The following is an 18,520-nucleotide window of genomic DNA, read 5'->3' on the forward strand; positions in this document are numbered from 1 at the left end:
GCGCGGAGGCGGTACGGTCCCAAGGTCCACCGGCTGCCGTAATCCGCAACACAACGGGCTCGTGGGACGATGGAAGCTGGCAGAGGGTTGGTCTTCACGACCCGGAGGGCTGGAGCACGCCGATGAACTCGCGACGCGACTCGACCGACGGCCCGGAGGACGTGGACGCGACCTTCGCCGAGATCGTGGCGGGCCTGGAACGCGAAGGCGTGGGCAGCCAGGCCTTCCCCGACGAGGTCGAACCGGACGAAGGCGACGAGGCGGAGCCCGTGCGCCCGGTGCGGCCCGAGGGCCAACCCGCCGTGGCCACGGCCGACGACGACCCCGACGCGTACCCGGACTCGGACTCCGACGACCCGGACGACCACTACGTGCCGCCGGAGCCGCCGCCGCTGCCCGCGTTGCGGCCGGGCACGATCGCGGCGCTGCTGGTGATCGCCCTGGGCGTGGTGCTCCTGCTGGTGCCGGGCCTGTTCGGCCTGACCGGCGTGATCGGCACCCCGCTGGCGCTGATCGTGATGTGCTCGGGCGCCGGCTGGCTGATCCTGCGCATGCGCAACAACAACCCCCCGGACTCCGGCTGGGACGACGGCGCCGTCCTCTGACCTCGCGCGAGTCGAACCCCCAACCCTCGCGAGTCGAACCTCCAGGCCCCGCGTGTCCTACGTTCAGAACGCGCGTGTCCTACGTTCAGAACGCGCGTGTCCTACGTTCGCGTACCCCGAGTTCAACGCTCAGAACAGTCGATCTTGTTCGGAGCGTCCAACTCGGGGGTTCTGAGCGTTGAACTCGGGGGTCCTGAACGTAGGACACGCGCGACGCGAACGTAGGACACGCGCGGTCCGAAGGTTCGACTCGCGCGGTTTGGAGGTTCGACTCGCGGTCAGGCGGTGGCGGTCAGGCGGATGGTGTAGCCCTCGGCGTCGCGGGTCATGCTGACGTCGCTGCACGTCCGGTGGGTCAGCCAGAGGCCGACGCCGGCCGTGGCGGTGCGGTCGGTCGGGACCAGGCCCGCCGCGGGTGACGACGGGCCGTCGCCGCCGTCCGTCACCGCCACCAGCACGTGCGCCGCACCCGCCCACGCACGCAGCCGCACGGGGGGCAGCCCGTGGCACTGGGCGTTGGTCACGGCCTCACTCGCCGCGTACACGATGTCGTCCACCTGGTCGCGGCCCAGTCGGGTGGTCGCGCACGCCGTGGTCACCGCGCGCCGCGCCTCGGCCGGTGTGGGGTCGGTCAGCTCGACCATCGGCGGCCCGGCCTCGAACCCGGTGGGCCCGGCCGACGGCAGCACCCACGACGACCGGTAACGCGGGTTCGGCAGGTGCGACCCGTCCGTCCCGGCCACGTGCGGGTGCGTGCGCACCACGTCCGCCAACACCCGCGCCGGCGTGGTCCGCAGGTCGTACGGGCACAGGCTCCACAGCGGCACCTCGGCGAACACCTCGTTCACCGCCGCCTCGTAGCGCCCCCACCAGTCCCACGTCGCCCCGACACCGGGGTGCGGCACGTCGCCCACCACCCGGATCTGCGCCGCGCCCGCGTACTCGGCGAAGAGCTTCCGGTAGGCCAGGATCGCCTCGGTGGGCCGGTCGTACTGGTCGCCGCCGGACAGGAACACGATCCCGGACGCGTCGCCCACCGCGTCGCGGACCAGCCGCTCGTTGGCGGGCCGGCACGCCAGCAGCACCGGCTCACCCGCCGACACGCCCTCGTCGACGAACGGCACCACGATCGACCTGAAGTCGTCGTCGCTGCCGTAGAACGCGATCTCGTGGAAGTAGCCGACGTGCCCGCTCGCCGCACCGGTCCTCATCGGCGCACCACGGTATCGACGCGGGACACGCGGACGTCGTGGTCGCGCGGTCCCCGGATGGCGGTCACGGCGCCGGAGGTGCGCATTCCGCGATGCTACGCGGACCGGCAGATCAACGGTGGCGACCGTTGCGGGCTGTGCTCGGCGCCACGTCCCGGGCCAGGGTCGCCACCCCGACGATCCCGGCGTCGTCACCGAGCTGCGCGGTGCGGATGCGGGCCAGCGGCCGGTGCCCGGCCCCGGTCAGCACGGTCGCGTAGTGCTCACGGGCGTCGTCCAGGAACAGCGGCGCGGACTCCGACACACCGCCCCCGATCACCACGACCTCGGGGTCGTACACGTCGGCGACCAGCGCCAACCCCTCCCCCAGCCACCGGGCCAGGTCCGCCATCGCACGCTGCGCCAACGGGTCGCCGTCCCGCGCCGCGCCCGCCACCCGACGCCCGGTCACCGCCCGCGAGTCGCCCAACGCCTCACGGGCCAGCACGGTCGACTGGCCGGGGTAGCGGGCCAGCAGCTCGACCGCCGTGGTGCTCAACGCGGTACCGCTGCAGTACCGCTCCCAACAGCCGTTCTTGCCGCACGGGCACGGCCGCCCGTCGGGCACGAGCCGCAGGTGGCCCAGCTCCGGCGCCACGCCGTGCGCGCCGCGGAACACCTGGCCGTCGATGAGCAGCGCACCGCCGATACCGGTGCCGAGCGCGACCAGGGCGGCGATCTTCGCGCCACGCGCCGCGCCGAACCGGTGCTCGGCCAGCGCCGCCGCGTTCGCGTCGTGCTCCAGCACCACCGGCATGCCGACCCGCCGCGAGATCCGCTCCGCCACCGGTGCCTGCCGCCACGCCAGGTGCGGTGCGAACCGCACGGTCTGCCGGTCGGAGGCCACGAACCCGGCCACGGCCAGGCCGACGCCCGTGACGCGGTGCCGGGACGCCAGTTCGGCGACGGCCGTGCCGATCGCCTCCTCCAACGCCTCCTCGCCGCTGGGCGTGGCCGCGCGCGCCGTGTCGAGCACCGCGCCGTCGCCGTCGACCACACCCGCGCGCACGCTCGTCCCGCCGACGTCGACGCCGACAGTCAGCACTGCGACCCCTGGTCACGCCGCACAACGGGGATGTGCTGGACGCGCGGCTTCTCCGGCCGCTCCGGCTCCTCGTCCGGACCGGAACCAGGACCGGAAGCGCCGGGAGCCGACGCCGAACCCGCTGCGGGCTCGCCCAGCGCCGCCCGCAGCACCGCGATCAGCCCGGTCACGTGCTCGGCGGCCTTGGCGACCAGCTCCGACCGGTCACCGCGGGCCAGCGCCACCGCGTTGCACAACGGGCACCAGCCGCACGTCCGCGTGTCGTGCTCGCCCTCGGCGGCCATCCGGTGCAGCCACGGCTGCGCCCGCTCGGCGGCCGCGTCGAGCAGCAGGCGCAGCTCTTCGGTGAGCTTCGAGTCCACGTACCTCACCGCATCCACAGGTCGGGGTCGGGTGCGAACCGCACCGCCAACCCGGTGTCGTCCAACTCCGCACCGGTCACCAGGCAGCGCTTGAGCAGCGACGGCAGCGCGACGAGCCGGCGCCTGCCGTCCACGGTGACGGCCAGGTCGTCGCCCACCCGCGCCAGGTCGAGCGACGAGTCGCCGACCGGCAGCGCGATGCGCAACGTGTACTCCCGCTCGCCGGTCCGCTCCACTTCGAGCAGCTGCCCGTCGCCCGACTCGCCGTCCAGCGGGTCGCGGCCCTGGTAGAGGCTGTCGGCGAGGTCGAGCAACGCGGTCGTGCCGACCGGTTCGGCGGCCCGGTGCTCCACAGCGCGCACCGACCCGAGGTCGGCCAGGTCGGCGAGCACCGCGTCCTGCTCGGCCCGGCGGGTGCGCAGCCACGCGGCGGCCGCACCGCTGTCCGCGCCGGGGTCCGGCACCACCCGGTTGGCCACCACGCCGTCGACCCGGATGCCCTGCAGCGCCAGCGCCGTCACGGTCCGCCTGGTCTCCGCCGCGACCACCCGTTCGGGGGTCAGCACCAGCCGCACGCTGGTCGTCGGCGAGGTCAGCAGGCCGCGCAGCTGCTCCAGGTTCTCCGCGAGCCTGCCCAGCGCGTCGGCGGTGGCGTCCCACTTCTCCACCGTGCCGCTGCCGGCGACACCGGCCAGCAGCCCGCGCACCACCCGGCGGTGGGTGGGGAACAGCCGTTCCAGGTAGGAGGCGAACGCCTCGGGCAGCGCCAGCAGGCGCAGCGTCTCGGCGGTCGGACCGCAGTCCACGACCACCACGTCCCACGGCCCGCCGCTCGCCAGCCGCCGCACCTCCGACAGCGCCAGCAGCTCCTCGACGCCGGGCAGGACGGTCAGCTCCTCCGCGTCGAGCTCGTCCACGCCCGCGCCGGCGAGCACGGTCCGCAGGTGTCCTCGCAGGTCGCGCCACGCGTCGTCGACGAGCGCGCGGGGGTCGACCTGGGCCGCGTGCAGGCCGCCGAACGAACCGCCGGCGTCGACCTCGGCGACGTCGCCGGACAGCGGCACGCCGAACGCGTCGCCCAGTGAGTGCGCGGGATCGGTGGACACGACCAGCGCCTTGCGACCGCCGGCGGCGAGCGCGGTGGCGGTGGCGGCGGCCAGGGTCGTCTTGCCGACCCCGCCCTTACCGGTGAAGAGCAGCAGGCGGGCGCTCATCCAGCGTTTTCCACCCGCCGCTTGAGCTCCTTGAGCGCGGTATCCATGATCATCTTTTCGGCCTTGCGCCGGAACAGGCCGATCATGGGCACGACGAGCTGCACCGACAGGGTGTAGGTGACCTCGGTCGAGCCGCCCTTGGGCGTCAGCGCGTAGCTGCCCTCCTGCGACTTCTGCATCTGCCCCTTGACCAGGTGCCACGAGATCCGGCTCGGCGACCACTCGTCGTAGGCGAGCACGTACTCGTCCTTGATCGGGCCCTGGTCGATGTTGAACTTGACCTGCGCCGCGCGCCCGTCCGCCCCGGTCTCCAGCACCTCGGCGCGCTTGACCCCGTTGGCCCACTCGGGGTAGGCGTCGAAGTCGGCGATGACCGCCGCGATCTCCTCGGGCGTCGCGTCGATGACGATGGACTGGGTGGACTCGTCGGCCATGCCCGGGAGGCTACCCGGTGGTTCTGCTCACCAGCGCAACACGTGGGGCGTGCCGGTCCGCTGGAAGTGGCCGACGTTGACGCACTCGGTCCAGCCGACCCGCACCCGCCGGGCCATCGGCTGGTGCACGTGCCCGAACACCGACCAGCGCGGCCGGTCGCGCTCGATCACCTTCAGCAACGACGTCGAGCCCAGCTCCGGTCGGCGGGCGACCACGTCGTAGGTCAGCTCGGCCACCGCGGGCGGCACGTGCGTGCACAGCACGTCGACCTCGCCCAGCCCGGCCAGCGCTGCGCCGAACTCCGACTCCGTGCGCAGGTAGGGCCGCCACGGCCCGCGCCGGTTCGGCACGAAGCCGGGGTGCAGCAGCGCGCCGCCCGCGAAGCCGAACCGCAGCCCGCCGATCTCGGCGACCTGCCCGTCGAGAACGTGCACGCCGTCGCGGGCGAACATCGGCCACAGCTCGGGGCTGTCGACGTTGCCCGGCGTGGCGTAGGTGGGCGCGCTCATCACCGCGAACATCGCGGTGTACTGCTCCATGATCGCCTCTTGGACGACGTCCGCGGCGTTGTCCAGGCCCTCCCACAGCGAGCGCATGTAGCGGACCGTCTCGGCGCCGAACCGGCCGCGCCGCAGCCGGGCGAACACCTCGACCTTCTCCGCGCCGAACACCCGGCCGAGGATGCCCTTGCCGTGGTCGTAGTAGTCGACGAAGTCGACCAGGTCGCCGAGCACCACGAGCGCGTCGGCACCGTCACCGGCGCGGGCCAAGGCCTCCGCGTTGCCGTGGACATCCGAGACGACGTGAACCCGCACGAGAGCCAAATCTACGGCAGAACGGGCGGCACACCGGGCGGCCGACCGTCCTCCAAGATCATTTTGAGGCCGAGTGACACCTGCTTGGCGGCCAACTGGCGGCGGCGCACCTCCCGGCGTATCCGCTTGTCGGACGCATCGCCCGGCAAGTCGGCACGCAGGAAGTAATGCATGAGGGTGCCGTCCAGGACCGGCTCCAGCCACACCTCCATCGTTCCGACCAGCGCGCCGCCGACCGTCCAGCGCAACCCCTGGGTACCCCGATCGGCGTAGACGTCCAGGGTGAGGTCGGGCCAGAACCCGACCCACGCGGCGGGCGGGGCGAAAGCGGCGGCGACCACCGCCGGAGGCACTGCGAGGAACGTCTCGTCCACCACGTCGACACTGGGCACGGGAGGGAAGAGTGCCACGACACGGTCACGGAAACACCGCCCGGCCTGGTGTATCGCCGGAATCACAGGCTAGGTTTCCCCACCGGTAACAAACAATCGTCCGGAGGTCGACGTGCGCGAGTTCAGCGTCCCCGCCACCGCCACTGTGGCTGCCGAGGAGAACCTCACCGACATGGTGTGGGCGAACGCGGAGCGCTTCGGCAACGCCGTCAGCTTCCGCCGCCGCGTGGACGGCACGTGGGTGGACGTCACCGCCCGCGACTTCGCCGCGCAGGTCCTCGCGGTCGCCAAGGGGTTGGTCGCGGCGGGGTTGCAGCCAGGCGAACGGGTGGGGCTGATGTCCAAGACCCGCTACGAGTGGACCCTGCTCGACTTCGCCATCTGGCAGGCGGGCGGTGTCGTGGTCCCGATCTACGAGACCTCGTCGACCGAGCAGGTCGAGTGGATCCTGTCCGACTCCTCGGCCAAGGCCGTGTTCGTGGAGACCGCCGAGCACCGCGCGGCCGTGGACTCCGTGGTGGCGGGCCTGCCCGAGGTGCGGCACGTGTGGCAGATCGACGGTCCCTCCGGTGACGCGGCGGGCGCGATCGACGAGCTCACCGCGCTCGGCGCGTCGGTGTCCGACGACGACGCGCGCGCCCGGCGCAAGATGGTCGGCGCGGACGACACCGCGACCATCGTCTACACCTCCGGCACCACCGGCCGGCCCAAGGGCTGCGAGCTGACCCACCGCAACCTGCTGTCGGAGGTGCGCGGCGGCATCACCGCGTTCCCGCAGCTCATGCAGGCGGGCAACTCGCTGCTGGTGTTCCTGCCGCTGGCGCACATCCTGGCCCGCGCCCTGTCCGTGTGCGGCGTGTACACGCGGGTCACCATGGGTCACACCGCCGACGTGAAGAACCTGGTGGACGACCTCCAGTCGTTCCGGCCCACGTTCGTGGTGGCCGTGCCGCGGGTGTTCGAGAAGGTCTACAACGGCGCGAAGCAGAAGGCGCACGCGGCGGGCAAGGGCAAGATCTTCGACGCGGCCGAGGCGACCGCGGTGGCCTACAGCCAGGCGCTGGACACCGGCGGCCCGGGTCTCGGGCTCAAGCTCAAGCACGCGCTGTTCGCCAAGCTCGTCTACAGCAAGCTCCAGGCGGCGCTCGGCGGCCGCTGCACCAACGCGGTGTCCGGCGGCGCGCCGCTGGGCGAGCGGCTGGCGCACTTCTTCCGCGGCATCGGCGTGCCGGTGCTGGAGGGCTACGGCCTCACCGAGACCAGCGCGGCGGCGTGCGTGAACACGGCGGCGGCGTTCCGGGTCGGCACGGTGGGACGTCCGGTGATCGGCACGGCCATCCGCATCGCCGAGGACGGCGAGATCCTGATCAAGGGCGACATCGTGTTCCGCAGCTACTGGAACAACGACCAGGCGACGGCCGAGGCGCTGGAGGACGGCTGGTTCCACTCCGGCGACATCGGCGAGCTCGACGCCGACGGCTTCCTGAGGATCACCGGCCGCAAGAAGGAGATCATCGTCACCGCCGGCGGCAAGAACGTCTCGCCGGCCGTGCTGGAGGACCGCCTGCGCGCCCACCCGCTGATCAGCCAGTGCATGGTGGTCGGCGACGCGCAGCCGTTCATCGGCGCGCTGATCACGGTCGACCCGGAGTTCTTCCCGGCGTGGAAGGAGCAGAACGGCAAGCCCGCGTCCGCGACCGTGGCCGACCTGATCGACGACGAGACCCTGCGCGGCGAGATCCAGGCCGCCGTGGACGAGGCCAACCAGGCCGTGTCCAAGGCCGAGGCGATCAAGAAGTTCCGCATCCTGCCGGTCGACTTCACCGAGGCCGGCGGCGAGATGACCCCGAGCCTGAAGCTGCGCCGCTCCGTGGTCGCCTCGACCTACAAGCAGGACATCGAGGCCATCTACGCGGGCTGAGGGCGGGGCCGATGTTTCGGCTCCGGCGATTGTGGACAGAGTAAGACGAGTGGCCCGCACCGACGGTGCGGGCCACTCGACCCCCAGTGATCGCGTATCCGCTGACGCGGACCCGAGAAGTTTGTTGTCCCGGTCCCCCAACCGGGACGTTCATAGAGTGCCTGAGCGCGCTGTCGTATCGCTGACGCGGCGGTGACTCGTGCCGTCAGCGCCCGCCCTAGGCTGTGTGACGGGGAGGCGGAACGAGGGGACGCAAACGGATGGGCGCTGGGCCGTGGTTCGGTCTTCTCGGCCCGCTTGAAGTGCGCATACAGGGTGAACCGGTGCCCGTTCGGGCGGGCAAGCACCGGGCGCTGCTGGCTGCCCTCTCACTGCGCGCGGGTCGGGCCGTCTCAATTGGTGAACTGGTGTCCTTCCTGTGGGGAGGTGACCCACCGGCCCGCACCAGGGGCACGTTGCAGACCTACGTCATGCGCCTGAGGCAGCTGCTGGGCGACCCGTCGCTGATCCGGACCACGTCGGACGGCTACCGGTTGGTGGTGCCGCCGGAGCAGGTGGACGTGCACCGGTTCGCCACGACGGCGGGTCTGGCGCGGCAAGCGGCGCAGTCCGGGCACCTGGCGGACGCGGCCGAGCTGTACTCCGAGGCGTTGGGCCTGTGGCGCGGCCCGGCGTTGTCGGACGTGCCGTCGGAGTCGTTGCGCGACGAAGAGGTGCCGCGGCTGGCCGAACGGCTGCTGGTGGTGCACGAGGAGCGCAACGACGTCGAGCTGGCGTTGGGCAACCACGAGCGGCTGGTGCCGGTGCTGCGGTCGCTGACCACCGACCACCCGCTGCGGGAGCGGTTCTGGGCGCAGCTGATGGTGGCGCTGTACCGGGGCAGCAGGCAGGCCGAGGCGCTGGAGGCGTTCCGGCTGGTCGACCGCGAGCTGGGCGACCAGCTGGGCATCGAGCCCGGCGCGGCGCTGCGCGAGCTGCACCAGGCGATCCTGGTGGGTGACCCGAGCCTGGCCGCGCCCGCCGAACGGGTCGACCCGGACGTGCCCGACCAGCTGCCGCCGGACGTGCCGGGGTTCGTCGGGCGGGCCGAGCTGGTGGACCGGATCGCCAAGCTGATCGCGCCGGACGGACCGCGCACCGCGGTGCCGATCGTGGCGCTGACCGGCGTGCCCGGGGTGGGCAAGACGGCGTTGGCGGTGCACGTGGCGCACCGGCTGCGGGAGCGCTTCCCGGACGGCCGGCTGTACGTGGACCTGCGCGGGTACGCGTCGGGACCGGCCACGCCGGTGGTGGAGGTGCTGACCCGGTTCCTGCGGGCGCTCGGCGTGCCGCCGGAGCAGATCCCGGTGGACTCCGACGAGCAGAGCACCCTGTTCCGGTCGCTGCTGACCGGACGGCGGATGCTGCTCGTGCTGGACAACGCCGCCGCGCCGGACCAGGTGCGCCCGCTGCTGCCCGGCGCGGCCAGCTGCCCGGTGCTGGTGACCAGCCGGGACGACCTGCGCGGGCTGATCGCCGTCGACGGTGCCCGGCGGGTCGGGCTGGACGTGCTCGAACCGCACGAGTCGCTCGCCCTGCTGCACCGGTCGGGGCAGGCCGCGGCGGCACTGGCACGGCGGTGCGGGCACCTGCCGCTGACGTTGCACATCGCGGCCGCGTCGGTGGCGGGCGGTTCGGTGGCGCGGTACCTGGAGCAGCTGGGCGACCGCCGTCCGCTCGACCTGGCGCACGCCACCCTCACTCCGGGCGCACGGCGGCTGTTCGCGTTGCTGAGCGTGGTGCCGGGGCCGGACTTCACCACCGAGGCGGCGGCGAACGCGGCCGACCTGACCGTGCCGGAGGCGACCGCGCTGCTGGGCCAGTTGACCAGGGCGCGGCTGGTGGGCTCCGACGGCGGCCGGTACGCGTTCCACGACGAGCTGGCGCGGTACGCCGCGGAGATGGCCGAAGCCGGCAACGCGGACGTGGGCGCGGCGCGCGTGCGGCTGCTGGAGTTCTACGTGCGGGCGGTGGACCACTGCGCGGAGCTGCTGTACCCGGACCTGATGCGGTTGCCCGCGACCACCGGGCGGGCGGTGCGGCTGCCGCGGATCGACACGGCGGCGCAGGCGCGGGCGTGGCTGGACGCGGAGCGGGCGAACCTGACCGCGGCGATCCGGTCGGCGGCCGAACGGGGGCCGGCCGCGATGTCGTGGCGGCTGGCCGACGGGCTGCGCGGCTACCTGTGGATCGGCAAGCACGTGACCGAGTGGCTGTCGACCGCCCAGTACGGCCTGGACGCCGCGCACGAGCAGCGCGACGTGGCGGGCGAGGCGGCGATGCACCAGAACCTGGGCGCGCTGCACTGGCGGCTCGGCGACTTCGACACGTCGATGACGCACTACACGCGTGCTGTCGAGCTGCACCGGATGTCCGGTGACCTGGCGTCGGAGGCGGAGGTGCGCGGGCACCTCGGCGTGGTGCGGCTGGAGTCAGGCGACCTGACGTCGGCGCGCAACGACCTGGAGACGTGCCTGGCGTTGAAGCGCGAGTCCGGTGGGCCGCGGTCGGGTGAGACGGGCGTGCTGACCGGGTTGGGCGTCCTGGCGATCGAGACCGGTGAGCTGGCCGAGGCGGTGGACCTGCTGGGCGAGGCGCTGGCGATCAGCGTGGAGCACGGTCTGCGCGGCAGTGAGATCACCACGTTGACGCTCCTGGGTGTGGCGTCACAGCTCATGGGTGAGCCGCAGCGCGCGCTCACCCACCTCGCCGACGCGTTGCGGCTGTCGACGGAGGCGGGTTCCCACGAGGCCACCGCCCGGGTGTTGGAGAGCATCGCGTCCGTGCGCGTCGACCTGGGCGAATACGCCGAGGCGCTGGAGCTGGCCGACCGCGCGTTGGCCGCGCTGCGAGAGGACGGCGACCAGCGGATCACCACGAACGTGCTGGTGGTGATGGCGTCGGCGAACCGGGGCCTCGGCTCGCTGCGGACCGCCGACGAGCAGGTCCAGCAGGCCCTGACCAAGGCGCGTCGGATCGGCTACCTGCCGGGCGAGGCGCGTGCCCTGGTGGGCCTGGCGGGCGTTCGCAGGCTCCTGGGGCAGCCCGCCGAGGCGAAGGCGCTGGCCAGCCAGGCCGTGACGCTCACCGCCCGGCTGGGCCTGCGGATCACCGAACGCGCCGCCCGCACCGAGTTGGCCGCCGTCCACCGCGCGTTGGGCGACGAAGCCGCGGCCGCCACCGAAACCACCCGCGCCGCCGACCTCCAGGACCAGATCGGCCACCCCTCGCCCTGACCCCGAACTCTCACCCCACCCGTTCCGAACGCAGGACACGGTCGTTCCGAACGTAGGACACGCGCGCGAGTCCTACGCTCAGGTCGCGCGTGTCGTACGTTCAGGACCACCGTGTCCTACGTTCAGGTACCCCGAGTTCAACGCTCAGGTGTTGATCAAGGCGGCCAGGCGGTCGGCCAGGTCGTCCCAGCGCCAGTTCGCGGTGACCCACTCCCGGCCCGCCGCGCCCATCTTGGCCGCCGTGCCGGGATCGGCGAGCAGGGCGGCGACGGCGTCGGCGACCTCCGCCACCTCACGCCCGTCCACCACGCGCCCGGTCACGCCGTCGCGCACGGTCTCCGGCGCACCGCCCGAACGCCCCGCCACGACCGGCAGGCCGGTGGCCGACGCCTCCAGGTACACGATGCCCAAGCCCTCGACGTCCAGCCCACGCCCCCGCGTGCGGCACGGCATGGCGAACACGTCACCGGCGTTGTAGTGCGCGGGCAGCTCCTCCCACGGCACGGACCCGGTCAGCACCACGTGCTCGGACACGCCGACCGACGCGGCCAGCCGCTCCACCGTGCCGCGGTACGGCCCACCGCCCACCAGCAGCAACGCCGCGTCGGGCACCTGCCGCCGGATCTCCGGCAACGCCCGCACCAGCACGTCCTGCCCCTTGCGCGGCACGAGCCGCGACACGCACACCACCACCGGCCGGTCGCCCAGCCCGTACCGCGCGCGCACCTCCGCCCGTGCCGCCGCCGACGGCGCGAACACCGACGTGTCCACCCCGGACGGCAGGTGCTCCAACGCCGCCATCGGACCGAACGCCGCCGCGAACCGCGACCGCGTGTACCGGCTCACGAACGTCACCACGTCCGCGTCCGACCCGATGCGCCGCAACGCCTGCCGCGCGCCCGGCAGCATCGACCACCCGACCTCGTGCCCGTGCGTCGACGCGACCACCCGCGAAGCACCGGCGGCACGCAGCCGTGACGTCATCAACGCCAACGGCGCCGCCGCCCCGAACCACACGGCGTCACAGCGCGCTCCACGCAGGATGTCCGACGCACGACGCACGACGTCCGGTGTCGGCAGCATCAACGTCCCGGGGTGCCGCACCACCTCGAACGGCTGCGCCGCGTCGAACTCCGGGTGCGAGCCCGCGGCCGACTCCCACGACGGGGCGTACACCACCAACTCGGGCAACCGCACGGCCAACGCGTGCAGGTAGGCCTGGATGCCGCCGGGCCGTGGCGGGAAGTCATTGGTCACCAACAGGGTCCGACGCACGCGACCACGTTACGGGAACGACCGCCGCAGGAAGTCCTGCCACCCGCGCACCAGCGCCGCGGTGTCCTCACCGGTCACCTCGACCAGCACGGCGTCCACTTCGGACGTCCGAACCCGCGCCAACCGCCGGTACAGCCGCACCAGCCCCGGCTCGCCCAGCGACGACGCCAGGTACAGGTTCAGCGACCACGCCTGCTGGTAGGCCGACTCCATCGCGCCGCCGCGGAAGTCGGCGTCCGACGGCAACGCCGTGGGCAACCCCTCCCGCACCCGCGCGGCCAACAGCGGCGCGGCCTTGCGCAGCGGCACGTCACTGCGCCGGTAGCCCACGTAGTCCGCGAACCCCTCCAGCACCCACATCGGCGCGCCGTCCACGGTTTCCCCGCGCGCGGCGACGTGCGTGATCTCGTGCCGCAACAGCACCCGCAACGACAACGGCGACAACGCGCCCGCGCTGTCCGGGTTCAGCACCACCCGTTGGCCGCGCACCGAGCGCGTGTCCGGGTCCACCCGGTCGGCCACCGCGACGCCCGCGATCGCCCCGGTGGCGAAGCCGGGTCCGACCAGGGCGACCATCTCTTCCGCGCTCGCCGGGATCAGCACGGCCACCTGGCGCGACCACGCCTCGCCCCACACCTCGGTCACCGCCGCCACCGCGCCGTCCAGCTCCGCCAGCACCCGGGCGGCGAGCGCCTCGCCGCCGGGGTGGCTCAGCACGAACCCGCCGGTCCCGGCGAGCACCTGGCACGGTCCGAAGTCCCAGGGCCCGCGCCAGGTGCGCTTGCCCAGCGGTTCCAGCGCGGTGTCCGAGTTGAGGTACCAGCGGTCACCACGCCGGGTGAACAGGTAGGCCATGCCCTGGCTGCTCGGCTCCACGTCCACGCCGCTGAGCCGGTACGACAGCCGCACGTCCGGCGCCCACGCCTCGTCCGCGGCGGGCAGGTCCAAGCCGGAGAGGTCGGTTCCGCCGGCACTCCACTCGGCCGAGTACGCCCACTCGGCCAGCGGCACGGCGGCGAGGTTGCGGAACAGGTCGCGCTGCCGTTGCCGGAACCCGGCGTCGGCCACCGGGTCGAGGTCCGCGGTGAACGCCGTCTCGTCACGCTCCAGCAGCGCCCTCGCCCGCCGGTCCAGCAACGACCGGACGGCGTCCGCGCGGGACGAGGCGGGGTCGGCCGACGCGGACGGGCCTGACGGCGGGACCGTGACCACGGCCGTGGTCAGCCCGGCCAGGAAGGTCACGGCCACCAACGCGGCCAGCACGACCCGAAAGCGGCTCACGAGCCTCCAAAGTCATCGGCAGGGCCACCCAGTCCAGGATGGCCCTGCCGGACGACGGCTGTCAGCCCGCGATGCGGCGCATCGCGTAGATCGAGCCGGGCGCCTCCAGCGACACGACCTTGACCGGGACGCCGTCGGTGGACGCGTGCACGACCCGCGCGTTGTCCACCGCCATGCCCACGTGGTTGCCGCCGTTGTAGATGATCAGGTCACCGGCCCTGACCTCGCCGCGGCTGACCGGACGCCCGGCGCCCGCCTGGCCGCCCGAGGTGCGCGGGATGACCACGCCGGCGTGCGCGTAGGCCTTCGACGTCAGACCGGAGCAGTCCCAGACGTCCGGGCCGGTCGCGCCGTACCGGTACATGTCACCCTGCTGGTCCAGCGCGAACTGCAGGGCCACACCCGCGGCGCCCTCGGGCACGTTGGTGGTGACCTTCGGACCGGCGCTGGTCAGCGTCGTCCGCTCCTGCTGGTTGAGCTGGTTGAGCTGGTTGCGGACCTGGGTCATCTGGCCCTGCAGCTCACCCTGGCGCTTCTTGATGTCGTCGGCGATCCGGGTCGCCTCGTCGGTCGCGGCCTGCGCGCGGCCCTGGGCGTCGGCCGCCTTCTGCCGCGCGTCCTCGGCGGCGTCGACCGCACCGGAGAGCCGGACGAGGGCTTCGTTGTTGTCCGACGCGAGCACGCCGAGCGCCGACATCCGGTTCAGGAAGTCCTGCTGGGAGTCCGACACCAGCAAGGCCGACAGCTGGTTGAACCGAGCGCCCTCGAACGACGCCTCGGTCAGCTTGTCGACCTGGACGCGGAAGGTCTCCTCGTCCGACTTCGCCTGGTCGCCCGCCTGGGTCGCCTGCGCCAGGTCGGCGTTGGCCTTGTCCAGCTCGGTCTGGTTGGCGTTGCGCTGCTCTTCGGCGCGCAGCAGTTCCTCGTTGAGCTTGGTGGCCTGCTCGGCCAGCTCGTTGTACTTCTTCAGCGCCTCGGAGGCGTTCGCGGGGGTGTTCGGCTGAGCTCCGGCGGGTACGGGCAGAACGCCCACCGCGGCAGCGGCCACCGCCGTGGCCGCCATCGCCCCGCGCAGGCCGCGCTTGAGTCGTTGCGACGCCACAGTCGCGTGTGTCTCCTCACGTCTGAACCGCCTACCGACCGGGCGCATGACGCGACCCGGCAGAACCCTGCTGAGAGTGTTCCGGCTCGGCTCCCCGACAGGCCGATTCGGCGGTGAACCCGCGTCGCGGCCCAGGATGGACCACTGCCCGCCGCGAGATCTCGGCTAGGTTACGAAAAGTGAGGTCAGGAGTCCACTGGCGGGGCATGGATTTCGCCTCAGGTTCGCCGGTGTTCACGAACGGTCTAGCTGTGACCTGGTCGTGTGACCCCCGGTGGTGTTAAAAACACGATCTGTGTCACACCCGGCCCAGCCGGGCCAGGAGCACCGCGGACGGCACCGGGTGCGCACCCCGCCGACGGACGGAATCGGCCACCGCCCGATCGGACGTCACCACGACCACCGGACGCCCCTCGGGCTCGGCCGTCACCAACGCCCGGATCACGTCGTCGGCCAGCACGCCGGGATCGCTGAACAGCACCCGGACCCCGCGCGGCGCGGTCGTCGGCACGGCCACCACACCCGCGCCGTCGAACACCAGCGTCACCTCGGCACCGGTGCGCGCCGCCAGCACGGCCAACTGGTGCACCAGCCGGTCCCGCTGGTTCGACAACGAAAGCTCCGGATAACCGGTCTTCGTGACGTTGTAGCCGTCCACGATCAAGTGAACGGCGGGCAGCGCCAACAGCCGGTCCAACGCCGCCGGGTCCTCCACCCGGCCGACCGCGCCCTGCGCCGCGCTCGCGCCGCGCACGAGGTCTGCGGGTCGGGGGCCCGCGCCGCCCAGGGCCAACTCCCGACGCAGGCCGTTCACCGCGCCGTCCAGGGTGTCCACGAGCAGGGCCAACCGCACCTCGTCGGCCTGGCGGGCCTCCTTGGCGGACTGGCGCGCCACCTCCGCGTCCGACTCCGCCCGCTGCGCCTTGGCGCGCTCGTGCTCGGCGCGTTCGCGCTCACGGTCCCGTTCGGCGGTCAACCGGCGCAGGTCGGCCTCCGCCTGCACGCGCACCCGTTCGGACTCGGCCGCCGCCGACTCGGCCCGGTCCTTGGCCTCGCGCAGCCGCACGCCCTGCTCGCGCAACCGTTTGCGCAGCCGTTCGAGCTCGGCGTCGGCGTCCTGGCGGATCTTGTCCACCGCGCCGCCCGCCTCGGCCCGCTCGGCCTTCAGCCGCTCCAGCTCGACCTCAAGCCGCTGGGCCCGGTGCACGGCCAGGTCGCGCTCGGAGCGCAGCGCCGCGTCCGCCGCACGCCTGCCGACCAGCTCGATGAAGTGGGCCGCGACCTCCTCGCCCTGCAGGATCGCCGCCGCGCCCGCCGCCACCGGGTCGGGCGAGGTCACCTCCAGCACCGCCGGCCGGTTGCGCCTGAGCCACTCGACCACGGCGGCGCGGAAGGTCGTCGACGACTTCAACCCACCGAGCAGCGCCGGTCCACCCAGCCGGGCGCGCTTGGTCGGCGCGAACCGCGCCACCGCGCGCAGCGACTGCGGGATGTCCACCTTCGCCAAGTCCCCCAACGCATCCGCGCTCAACTCGGCGAGCCGGGCGCGCAGCGCTTCGGGCAACCCGCCCCAGTCCACAGTGGACTCGACGGCCTGGTCAGGTTCCAGGTCGTCGGCGCCGTCCGCGGGCTCGATCGGGTCTTGCACCCATACAGGCTAGCTGTATTGAAGTGCGCCGCCTCCGGCGTCGCGGGCGAGGTCGCCGGGAAGTCGGTCGTTCGCGCCCTCGCGTGGTGGTGCGTTCGGGGTAGTGAACGACGGTGTGGAGCAGCGGCCATCAACACTGTCGGGGTCGATCAGTACGGTGCCGCTTGATGACTACTCAGCTCACGTTCGACGAACTGGGCACACCGCTGCGCGAGACCACGTTCGTCGTGTTCGACCTGGAGACCACCGGTGGCCGGGCGGACGAGGACTCGATCACCGAGATCGGTGCCGTGAAGGTGCGCGGCGGGCGGGTGATCGGCGAGTTCGGCACCCTCATCGACCCCGAGCGGGGCATTCCGCCGCAGATCGTGGCGTTGACCGGGATCACCCAGCTGATGGTGACCGGCGCGCCCAAGCTGACCACGGTGCTGCCCGCGTTCCTGGAGTTCGCCGCCGGCTCGGTGCTGGTGGCGCACAACTCGGGGTTCGACGTGGGGTTCATCAAGGCCGCCTGCGCCCGCCACGGGTACACGTGGCCCAAGCCGCCGGTCGTGTGCACGGTGAAGCTGGCCCGCCGGGTGCTCAGCCGCGAGGAGGCGCCGACCTGCCGGCTGTCCGCGCTGGCCCAGCTGTTCGGCGTGTCCGTGCAGCCGAACCACCGGGCGCTGATCGACGCCCGCGCGACCGTCGAGGTGCTGCACCACCTGCTGGAGCGGGTCGGGTCGGTCGGGGTGCACTCGCTGGAGGAGCTGGTCGCCTACCTGCCCGAGGTGACGCCGGCGCAGCGGCGCAAGCGGACGCTCGCCGCGCACCTGCCGTCCCGGCCGGGCGTCTACCTGTTCCGCGGGCCGTCGGAGGAGGTGCTGTACGTCGGCACGGCGTCCGACCTCCGGCGACGGGTGCGGCAGTACTTCACCGCCGGCGAGGGTCGCAAGCGGCTGCGGGAGATGGTGTCGCTGGCCGTGCGGGTGGACGCGGTCGAGTGCGCGCACTCGTTGGAGGCGGAGGTGCGGGAGCTGCGGCTGCTGACCGCGCACAAGCCCGCCTACAACCGGCGGTCCAAGAACCAGGGGCAGGCGTGGTGGCTCGTGCTGACGGAGGAGGCGTTCCCGCGCCTCTCCGTGGTCCGCACGCCGCGTGAGGGGGCGTTCGGCCCGTTCCGGTCCCGCAGGCTGGCGGAGACGGCGCTGGAGGCCGTGCTGGAGGCCGTGCCGCTGCGGGCGTGCTCGATGCGGATCCCGGCGCGCAACGCCTCCGCCACGGCGTGCGCCCTGTTCGAGCTGGGCCGGTGCAAGGCGCCGTGCGCGGGACGGCAGTCGGTGGACGAGTACTCCCCCGCAGCTTCGGCGTTCCGCCGGCTGGTGGCCGGGGCGGACGTGGCGCCGCTGCTGGAGCTGACCGCGCAGATCGACGCGCTCGCCCTCGCGCACCGGTTCGAGGACGCCGCCACCCGCCGTGACCGGATGTCGTCGCTGGTGCGCTCGTTGGACCGGGCACAGCGGCTCGCGGGCCTGGCGGCGCTGCCCGAGGTGGTGGCGGCACGTCCCGACGGTGCCGGCGGGTGGGAGTTCGCCGTGGTGCGGCACGGGCGGTTGGCGTCGGCCGGGGTGGCGCGGCGGGGCACGCGGCCGATGCCGGTGGTCGACGCGCTGGTCGCGTCGGCGGAGACGGTGGTCCCGGGCGAGGGCCCGCTGTTCGGCGCGCCCGCCGAGGAGGTCGGCGTGGTGCTGCGGTGGATCGACCGGCCCGGCACGCGGCTGGTGCACTGCGAGCGGCCGTGGACGTCGCCCGCGGCCGCGGCCGGGGCGTGGCGGGAGTGGGTCGCGCGCGCCGAGGCCGGTCGCGACCAGTACCGGGTGGCGGGCCACTAGCATGTGGTCGGTCGAAACCCCGACGACTT

15 protein-coding genes are annotated in these 18,520 nt (G+C 73.1%); 4 read left to right on the forward strand and 11 right to left on the reverse strand.

Annotated features, from left to right (window positions below; translation table 11 throughout):
* Nucleotides 1–122 precede the first annotated feature (122 nt).
* On the forward strand, nucleotides 123–605 hold the full coding sequence (locus AB0K14_RS38535) for a hypothetical protein (RefSeq protein ID WP_360460654.1): 483 nt from the start codon (nucleotides 123–125) through the stop codon (nucleotides 603–605).
* 278 nt (nucleotides 606–883) lie between these two features.
* Here the strand turns inward: AB0K14_RS38535 and AB0K14_RS38540 are convergent, their stop codons facing one another.
* The 7 genes from AB0K14_RS38540 to AB0K14_RS38570 all read right to left on the reverse strand — a co-directional run bounded on the left by AB0K14_RS38540 (nucleotide 884) and on the right by AB0K14_RS38570 (nucleotide 6,118).
* Nucleotides 884–1,816, reverse strand: a complete 933-nt coding sequence (locus tag AB0K14_RS38540) for a sensor histidine kinase (protein WP_360460657.1) — start codon at nucleotides 1,814–1,816, stop codon at nucleotides 884–886.
* Nucleotides 1,817–1,928: 112 nt separating this feature from the next.
* Nucleotides 1,929–2,900, reverse strand: coding sequence for an ROK family glucokinase (locus AB0K14_RS38545; protein ID WP_360460660.1), 972 nt, complete (start codon nucleotides 2,898–2,900; stop codon nucleotides 1,929–1,931).
* Nucleotides 2,894–3,262 carry a hypothetical protein gene (locus tag AB0K14_RS38550; RefSeq protein ID WP_360460662.1) on the reverse strand — a complete coding sequence of 123 codons (369 nt, stop codon included), beginning with the start codon at nucleotides 3,260–3,262 and terminating at the stop codon, nucleotides 2,894–2,896. The genes AB0K14_RS38545 and AB0K14_RS38550 overlap by 7 nt, the downstream gene beginning before the upstream one ends.
* A 5-nt stretch (nucleotides 3,263–3,267) precedes the next feature.
* Nucleotides 3,268–4,476: an ArsA family ATPase gene (locus tag AB0K14_RS38555; protein ID WP_360460665.1), complete on the reverse strand. Its 1,209-nt coding sequence runs from the start codon at nucleotides 4,474–4,476 to the stop codon at nucleotides 3,268–3,270.
* The gene (locus AB0K14_RS38560) at nucleotides 4,473–4,910 is read right to left on the reverse strand and encodes an SRPBCC family protein (protein ID WP_360460668.1); all 438 of its coding nucleotides are present in this window, start codon (nucleotides 4,908–4,910) and stop codon (nucleotides 4,473–4,475) included. The genes AB0K14_RS38555 and AB0K14_RS38560 overlap by 4 nt, the downstream gene beginning before the upstream one ends.
* Nucleotides 4,911–4,937: 27 nt before the next feature.
* Nucleotides 4,938–5,726 carry a metallophosphoesterase gene (locus AB0K14_RS38565; RefSeq protein WP_360460670.1) on the reverse strand — a complete coding sequence of 263 codons (789 nt, stop codon included), beginning with the start codon at nucleotides 5,724–5,726 and terminating at the stop codon, nucleotides 4,938–4,940.
* An 11-nt stretch (nucleotides 5,727–5,737) separates the two neighbouring features.
* Nucleotides 5,738–6,118 (reverse strand): polyketide cyclase / dehydrase and lipid transport, encoded by a 381-nt coding sequence (locus AB0K14_RS38570; RefSeq protein ID WP_360460673.1) that lies wholly within the window; start codon nucleotides 6,116–6,118, stop codon nucleotides 5,738–5,740.
* A 112-nt stretch (nucleotides 6,119–6,230) separates the two neighbouring features.
* Here AB0K14_RS38570 and AB0K14_RS38575 point away from each other — a divergent pair, with 112 nt between their 5' ends.
* The gene (locus AB0K14_RS38575; RefSeq protein WP_360460675.1) at nucleotides 6,231–8,039 is read left to right on the forward strand and encodes a long-chain fatty acid--CoA ligase; all 1,809 of its coding nucleotides are present in this window, start codon (nucleotides 6,231–6,233) and stop codon (nucleotides 8,037–8,039) included.
* 323 nt (nucleotides 8,040–8,362) lie between these two features.
* Entirely contained in the window at nucleotides 8,363–11,314 is a 2,952-nt protein-coding gene (locus AB0K14_RS38580) for a BTAD domain-containing putative transcriptional regulator (protein ID WP_360460678.1), read from the forward strand.
* A gap of 144 nt (nucleotides 11,315–11,458) precedes the next feature.
* Here the strand turns inward: AB0K14_RS38580 and AB0K14_RS38585 are convergent, their stop codons facing one another.
* The 4 genes from AB0K14_RS38585 to AB0K14_RS38600 all read right to left on the reverse strand — a co-directional run bounded on the left by AB0K14_RS38585 (nucleotide 11,459) and on the right by AB0K14_RS38600 (nucleotide 16,581).
* On the reverse strand, nucleotides 11,459–12,589 hold the full coding sequence (locus AB0K14_RS38585; RefSeq protein ID WP_360460680.1) for a glycosyltransferase family 4 protein: 1,131 nt from the start codon (nucleotides 12,587–12,589) through the stop codon (nucleotides 11,459–11,461).
* Nucleotides 12,590–12,598: 9 nt separating this feature from the next.
* A complete protein-coding gene (locus AB0K14_RS38590) occupies nucleotides 12,599–13,870 on the reverse strand; it encodes a hypothetical protein (protein ID WP_360460683.1) in 1,272 nt (423 codons plus the stop codon).
* A gap of 61 nt (nucleotides 13,871–13,931) precedes the next feature.
* Entirely contained in the window at nucleotides 13,932–14,972 is a 1,041-nt protein-coding gene (locus AB0K14_RS38595; protein WP_360460686.1) for an NlpC/P60 family protein, read from the reverse strand.
* A 298-nt stretch (nucleotides 14,973–15,270) separates the two neighbouring features.
* Nucleotides 15,271–16,581: an NYN domain-containing protein gene (locus AB0K14_RS38600; RefSeq protein ID WP_360460765.1), complete on the reverse strand. Its 1,311-nt coding sequence runs from the start codon at nucleotides 16,579–16,581 to the stop codon at nucleotides 15,271–15,273.
* A 206-nt stretch (nucleotides 16,582–16,787) separates the two neighbouring features.
* Here AB0K14_RS38600 and AB0K14_RS38605 point away from each other — a divergent pair, with 206 nt between their 5' ends.
* On the forward strand, nucleotides 16,788–18,491 hold the full coding sequence (locus tag AB0K14_RS38605; RefSeq protein WP_360460689.1) for a DEDD exonuclease domain-containing protein: 1,704 nt from the start codon (nucleotides 16,788–16,790) through the stop codon (nucleotides 18,489–18,491).
* Nucleotides 18,492–18,520 lie beyond the last annotated feature (29 nt).

It is taken from the genome of Actinosynnema sp. NPDC050801 (assembly GCF_040673975.1).
GTDB lineage: Bacteria > Actinomycetota > Actinomycetes > Mycobacteriales > Pseudonocardiaceae > Actinosynnema.